Origin of the sequence: Streptomyces niphimycinicus (assembly GCF_018883605.1) — a bacterium.
Classification (GTDB): Bacteria; Actinomycetota; Actinomycetes; order Streptomycetales; family Streptomycetaceae; genus Streptomyces; species Streptomyces niphimycinicus.
Map to the genome: position 1 here is coordinate 1 of NZ_JAHLEM010000788.1, position 6,483 is coordinate 6,483.

Annotated in this window: 5 protein-coding genes; 1 reads left to right on the forward strand and 4 read right to left on the reverse strand. The window is 68.9% G+C overall.

Features of this window, described 5'->3' with window-relative positions:
• The 4 genes from KN815_RS42675 to hisC all read right to left on the reverse strand — a co-directional run.
• A partial coding sequence (locus KN815_RS42675; RefSeq protein ID WP_253209598.1) for an ABC transporter transmembrane domain-containing protein occupies positions 1-656 on the reverse strand: 656 nt, incomplete at its 3' end.
• Positions 657-669: 13 nt separating this feature from the next.
• Positions 670-1,671 carry a cytochrome d ubiquinol oxidase subunit II gene (gene cydB / locus KN815_RS42680; RefSeq protein WP_216347145.1) on the reverse strand — a complete coding sequence of 334 codons (1,002 nt, stop codon included), beginning with the start codon at positions 1,669-1,671 and terminating at the stop codon, positions 670-672.
• 15 nt (positions 1,672-1,686) lie between these two features.
• Complete coding sequence (locus KN815_RS42685) at positions 1,687-3,285, reverse strand: cytochrome ubiquinol oxidase subunit I (protein WP_216347146.1); 1,599 nt, start codon at positions 3,283-3,285, stop codon at positions 1,687-1,689.
• A 231-nt stretch (positions 3,286-3,516) separates the two neighbouring features.
• The gene (gene hisC / locus KN815_RS42690; RefSeq protein ID WP_216347147.1) at positions 3,517-4,596 is read right to left on the reverse strand and encodes a histidinol-phosphate transaminase; all 1,080 of its coding nucleotides are present in this window, start codon (positions 4,594-4,596) and stop codon (positions 3,517-3,519) included.
• Between the two features lie 405 nt (positions 4,597-5,001).
• Here hisC and KN815_RS42695 point away from each other — a divergent pair, with 405 nt between their 5' ends.
• Complete coding sequence (locus KN815_RS42695) at positions 5,002-6,102, forward strand: LacI family DNA-binding transcriptional regulator (RefSeq protein ID WP_216347148.1); 1,101 nt, start codon at positions 5,002-5,004, stop codon at positions 6,100-6,102.
• The last annotated feature ends 381 nt before the right edge of the window (positions 6,103-6,483 follow it).

Here is a 6,483-nt window from a genome sequence, read left to right on the forward strand (position 1 = left end):
CCCAGGCCGAAGACCTTGAGGGTCGGCAGTCCGGCGACGACATCGAGGAAATGCCCGGACAGCCGGGACAGCAGCCGCCACTGGCGGTCCATCCGGGACTGGGTGGCCCAGCCGATGAGCATCATGAACAGCGGGATCAGCGGCAGCGTGGCGACGATGATCAGCGCGGAGATCCAGTCCGCGGTGACGATCCGGGCGAGCACCGCCACCGGCACCACCACGGCCAGCCCCAACTGAGGGAGATAGCGCGCGAAGTAGTCGTCCAGCGCGTCGATGCCGCGGGTGGCGAGGGTGGTGAGCGCACCGGTCCGCTGGGAGTCCAGCCAGCTCGGCCCGAGCCGTACGGCCCGTTCCACCAGCCGCAGCCGCAGCTCCGACTTGACCGCCGCACCGGCCCGATGGGCGGCCAGCTCGGTCAGCCAGGAGACGGCCGCCCGGCCGACGGCGACCAGCGCCAGCAGCCCCAGCGGGACCGTCAGCGCCGCCACGTCCTCGCCCCGCTGGAAGGCGCCCACCACGATCTCGGCGATCAGCATCGCCTGCGCGATGACCAGACCCGCTCCGGCCAGGCCCAGCGCCACGGAGGCGGCCAGGAAGAAGCGGGTGGCCCGTGCGTACCGCAGCAGCCGGGGGTCGATTGGTTTCACGTGAAACACACCACCCGAAGCATCAGTGGGCGGCGGGGATGTGCCGGGTACCGATGCGCTTACGGAAGACCCAGTACGTCCACGCCTGGTAGGCCATGATCAGCGGCATCATGATCGCCCCGACCCACGTCATGATCTTGAGCGTATAGGGGCTGGAGGCCGCGTTCGCCGCCGTCAGGCTCCACTTCGCGTCCAGCGAGGACGGCATGACGTCGGGGAACAGGGCCAGGAAGAGCATCGCGACGGCCGCCGCGATGGTCACCCCGGACAGTCCGAAGGCCCACCCCTCACGCCCCCGTCGGTTCATGACCAGCGCCACGACCAGGGCCAGTACGGCGATGACGACCGCCACCAGACTGCGGGCGTTCCCGCTGTCGCGCTGCGTCCAGACCAGGAACGGCACCGTGACCACGACGGTGGCCAGCCCGAGCCCGGTCGCATACCGCCGTGCCCTCGTCCGGATGTCGCCGGACGTCTTGAGCGCGGCGAAGACGGCGCCGTGGAAGGTGAACAGCACCAGCGTGACCGCCCCGCCCAGCAGCGCGTACGGCGTGATCAGGTCCGGCAGACCGCCCGCGTAGTTCCCGTCCCGGCCGATCGGCACCCCGTGCACCAGATTGGCGAAGATCGCACCCCAGAGGAACGCGGGCAGCAGCGAGCACCAGAAGATCGCATGCTCCCAGTTCCGCTGCCAGCGGTCCTCGGGGCGCTTATGCCGGTACTCGAAGGCGACACCGCGCAGGATCAGGCAGACCAGGATGGCCAGCAGCGGCAGATAGAAACCGCTGAAGAGCGCCGCGTACCAGTCGGGGAAGGCGGCGAAGGTCGCCCCGGCCGCCGTGATCAGCCAGACCTCATTGCCGTCCCACACCGGCCCGATCGTGTTGATCAGGACCCGGCGCTCGGTGCGGTCACGGGCCAGCAGCTTGGTCAGCACGCCGATGCCGAAGTCGAAGCCCTCCAGGAAGAAGTAGCCCGTCCACAGGAAGGCGATCAGCAGAAACCAGAAGTCGTGAAGGTTCATGATTCTCTCCGGCCGTCAGTACGCGAAGGTCAGCGGCTTGTCGGCGTCCTCGTCCTCGGCGGCGGCCCCGCCACCCGGACCGCCCGGACCGCCCGAGGGCAGCCGCAGCTTCGGGTCCTTGGCCGGCGGCTTCTCGTCGGTGTCCGGTCCGGCCTTGGCGTACTTGGTCAGCAGCCGCACCTCGATCACCGCGAGCACCCCGTACAGCAGCGTGAAGACGCCGAGCGAGATCAGTACCTCGGTCTGGCTCACCCCGGGGGAGACCGCGTCGGCGGTCTTCATCAGCCCGTAGACCGCCCAGGGCTGCCGGCCCATCTCGGTGAAGATCCAGCCGAAGGAGTTGGCGATCAGCGGGAACCCCATGGTGAGGATGCCGATCCGCCAGGACCAGGTGGACAGCAGCGGGCTCATCTCGCGCTTCTTGGTGAGCATCAGCCGGGGCACCTCGTCCTCGCCGGTGCGGAAGGCGGGGTCCAGCCACCGCTTGCGCCGGGTCGTCCACAGCCCGATCAGCCCGGCGACGAACGAGGTCATGCCGAAGCCGATCATCAGCCGGAAGCCCCAGAAGGTCATGAAGATGCTGGGGATGTAGTCATCGGGCTGACCGCCGTAGGCGTCGGCCTCCCGCTGGGCGATGTCATTGATCCCGGGGACGGCGTCGGTGAAGTTGCTGTGCGCCAGGAAGGAGAGCGCGGCGGGGACCTCCAGCTCGACGCTGTTGTGGCCCTTGCTGACATCGCCGACGGCGAAGATCGAGAAGGGCGCGGGCGACTGGGTGTCCCACAGCGCCTCGGCCGCCGCCATCTTCATCGGCTGCTGCTCGAACATCACCTTGCCGAGCTGGTCACCGCTGAGCGCCGTGCCGATCCCCGCGATGACCGCGACGACCAGGCCCACCCGCAGCGAGGTCCGCATCGCCCCGACCTGCTTCTTCCGCTGCTCGCCCAGCTCCTCGCCGCGCTCCCGGCGGCGCTTGGCCCGCAGCAGATGGAAGGAGGAGATGCCGATCATGAAGGCGGCGCCGGTGAGGAAGGCCGCGGTCAGGGTGTGGAAGACCACGACCAGGGTGGTGTTCTGGGTCAGCACCGCCCAGATGTCGGTGAGCTGGGCCTTTCCGGTGGCCTTGTCGACGGTGTACCCGGTCGGATGCTGCATCCAGGAGTTGGCGGCCAGGATGAAGTACGACGAGAGGATCGTGCCGATCGAGACGATCCAGATGCAGGCGCAGTGGATCTTCTTGGGCAGCTTGTCCCAGCCGAAGATCCACAGACCTATGAAGGTCGACTCGAAGAAGAAGGCCAGCAGGGCCTCCATCGCGAGCGGGGCACCGAAGACATCACCGACGAAGCGGGAGTAGTCCGACCAGTTCATGCCGAACTGGAACTCCTGCACGATGCCGGTGACCACACCCATCGCGATATTGATCAGGAAGAGCTTGCCCCAGAACTTGGTGGCGTGGAAGTACTTCTCCTTGCCCGTGCGGACCCAGGCGGTCTCCAGACCCGCCGTGATGGCGGCGAGAGAGATCGTGAGTGGCACGAAGAGGAAGTGGTAGACGGTTGTGATACCGAACTGCCACCGGGCGAGCGTCTCCGGCGCCAGAGCCAGATTCACCTGAATCTCTCCTTACGGTCGTGCCTGCCCGCGAGCGAGCTTGTGAACGTATTCACATTCACAAGCAATGATACGCACATGGCTGCGCCCCCTCCCACAGGGGGTGGGAGGGGGCGAATGGGGCACGTCTGGGTATGCTGCGCACCTTACGGAGGGGCCGATGGGCCCCTTGCCGACTCCGGAGGCGGCCGTTCAGCGCGTGGCTCACCGCTTCCGGCGGGGCTCAGGGCTTCACAGCTCCTTGCGGAACGCCTCCGCGGTCCGCAGGAAGATCTCATTCGCCTCGCGCTCGCCGATCGTCACCCGCACCCCCTCACCCGCGAACGGCCGGACCACCACGCCCGCCGCCTCGCACACCGCCGCGAAGTCGAGCGTGCGCTCCCCCAGCCGCAGCCAGACGAAGTTCGCCCGGCAGTCCGGGATCGTCCACCCCTGGGCGGCCAGCGCCTCCCATACCCGGCCCCGCTCGGTGACCAGCGCGTCCACCCGCTCCCGCAGCGCGTCCTCGCTGCGCAGCGAGGCCACCGCCGCGTCCTGGGCGAGCTGGCTGACGCCGAACGGCACCGCGGTCTTGCGCAACGCCGCCGCCACCGGCTCATGGGCGATCGCGAAGCCGACCCGCAGCCCGGCCAGGCCGTACGCCTTGGAGAAGGTGCGCAGCACGCAGACGTTCGGCCGGTCCCGGTAGAGGTCGACTCCGTTGGGGACCCGCTCGTCCCGGATGAACTCGACGTACGCCTCGTCCAGCACCACCAGCACATCGGACGGCACCCGGTCCAGGAACCGCTCCAGCTCGGCCCGGCGCACAACGGTGCTGGTCGGATTGTTGGGGTTACAGACGAAAATCAGCCGGGTGCGGTCGGTGATCGCATCGGCCATCGCGTCCAGATCGTGGACCTCGTCATCGGTCAGCGGAACCTGCACCGAGGTCGCGCCCGCGATCTGAGTGATGATCGGATATGCCTCGAAGGACCGCCAGGCGTAGATCACCTCATCGCCCGGCCCCGCCGTGGACTGGACCAGTTGCTGGGCCATGCCGACCGAACCGGTCCCGGTGGCCAGATGCTCCAGCGGCACCTCGAAGCGCTCCGCGAGCTCGGCGATCAGCGCGGTGCAGGCGAGGTCCGGGTAGCGGTTCAGGGACGCGGCGGCGTCCGCCACCGTCTCCAGCACCCCGGCCAGCGGCGGATAGGGGTTCTCGTTGGAGGAGAGCTTGAACGCCAGGGGACCCCCCGTGGCGGCCGGCTTGCCGGGCTTGTACGTCGGAATGCCGTCCAGCGCGGCACGCAGCTTGGGGCTCTTCTCGGTCACCGACAGTCCTCCTCGACCCATCCTGTCCCGGACCGTGTACAGCGTTCGCACACGGCAATACTGCACACCTTATGAGGATTCCCCCGTCTCGCGTACCCGCCGGGCGCCGCCGCGTACCCGCCCCCGGTGCCCGCGTACCCACCGGGGGGAGCGCCCCGCTTTTCCGCGCGCGCCGGTGGCGAGCGCCGTGGCGCGCATCACCCGTGCAGGTGAGTTGAGACCTCTTCGAGACATGTATCAATCAGCAGGCGTGGATATGCCAGGGGCGACCAGAGGCCCGGTGGATCCTCCAACTGGCTTCACTTCCAAGGGAATTGAGGGAGGCGTTCATGCAGAAACGTGCCTTCCGAATACCGATGGCGGAATCGCGCAACCCTCCCACCCGAGCCCTACTATCGGCTGGCCATGACAGCAGCAGGGAAGCACCAGGTGAGCCGGTCGGCCGGCCGCCGGTTAGGGCGGGCGGGCATCCGGGACGTGGCCGCCGCCGCCGGGGTCTCGATCACGACCGTCTCCGACGCGCTCAACGGCAAGGGCCGGCTCCCGGAGGCCACCCGCCGCCATGTCCGCGAGGTCGCCGAGCGGCTGGGCTACCGCCCGTCCGCAGCGGCCCGCACCCTCCGTACCGGCAAGTCCGGCCTCATCGGCCTGACCGTGACCACGTACGGGGATGAACCTTTCACCTTCACCGAGTTCCCCTACTTCGCCGAGATGGCGCGAGCCGCCACCTCCGCCGCGCTGGCCCGCGGCTACGCCCTCGTCATCCTCCCCGCCACCTCCCGTCACGATGTGTGGTCCAACGTCGCCCTCGACGGCACCGTGGTGATCGACCCCTCCGACCACGATCCGGTCGTCACCGAGCTCTTACGCCAGGGCATCCCCGTGGTCAGCGACGGCCGCCCGGCCGGCGCCCTCCCCGTCACCGCCTGGGTCGACAACGACCACGAGGCGGCGGTGCTCGGACTGCTCGACCATCTCGCCGAGGCCGGCGCCCGCCGGATCGGACTGCTCACCGGGACGTCCACCGACACCTACACCCGGCTGTCCACCACGGCGTATCTGCGGTGGTGCGAACGCGTGGGACAGGATCCCGTCTATGAGGCGTACCCGGCCCACGACCCTTGTGCCGGTGCCGGTGCCGCCGACCGGCTGCTCGCCCGCCCCGACCGCCCCGACGCGGTCTATGGCCTCTTCGACCCCAACGGCACCGATCTGCTCGCCGCCGCCCGCCGCTACGGACTGCGCGTCCCGGACGATCTGCTGCTGGTGTGCTGTAGCGAATCGACCGTCTACCGCACCACCGAGCCGCCCATCACGACCCTCTCACTCAAACCCCGCCGGATCGGCACGGCGGTCGTACAGTTGCTCATCGACGCCATCGAGGGCCTTGCTACCGACCACCCCGTCGAGCAGGTCATACCCACCGAATTGATCGTGCGGACGTCGTCACAGCGCCGTCCGCCCCGTACGACGGTCAGCGCCCCGCGCAGCCGTGCCGGAGGCTGACCTGAGGGTGACTCAAGGATGACCGGAGGAGGAGCTGAGACCAATGGGCTTCCCCTACCGGGCCAATCCGGGATAAAAGTCCGACCAAGCAGGAGCGAGCACCGATTGACGGCACCCTGGTGCGTCACAAGCCCTCACGGTCATTCCTATGATGGGCGGACGACACCGCGGACCGCCGTCGACCAGGCAAGGTCCACAAGGTGGGACGGCGGCGTGATGGTGGAGGGGTCGATGACTCAGGGGGCCGGTCTGGAAGCCACGGCAGGGACCACGGCTGCGATCCCACCCGTGCCCGCGTATGGGGTGCCCACCCCGCCCGCGCCCGCGTACGGGGCGTTCACCCCGCCCGGCATGAGCGCGCCCGGAGCCGTACCGCCCGGG

Excerpts from the sequence above, each read along its gene's own strand:
- cydB (WP_216347145.1), bottom strand. The coding sequence starts at position 1,671 with ATGAACCTTCACGACTTCTGGTTTCTGCTGATCGCCTTCCTGTGGACG.
- KN815_RS42695 (WP_216347148.1), top strand. The coding sequence starts at position 5,002 with ATGACAGCAGCAGGGAAGCACCAGGTGAGCCGGTCGGCCGGCCGCCGG.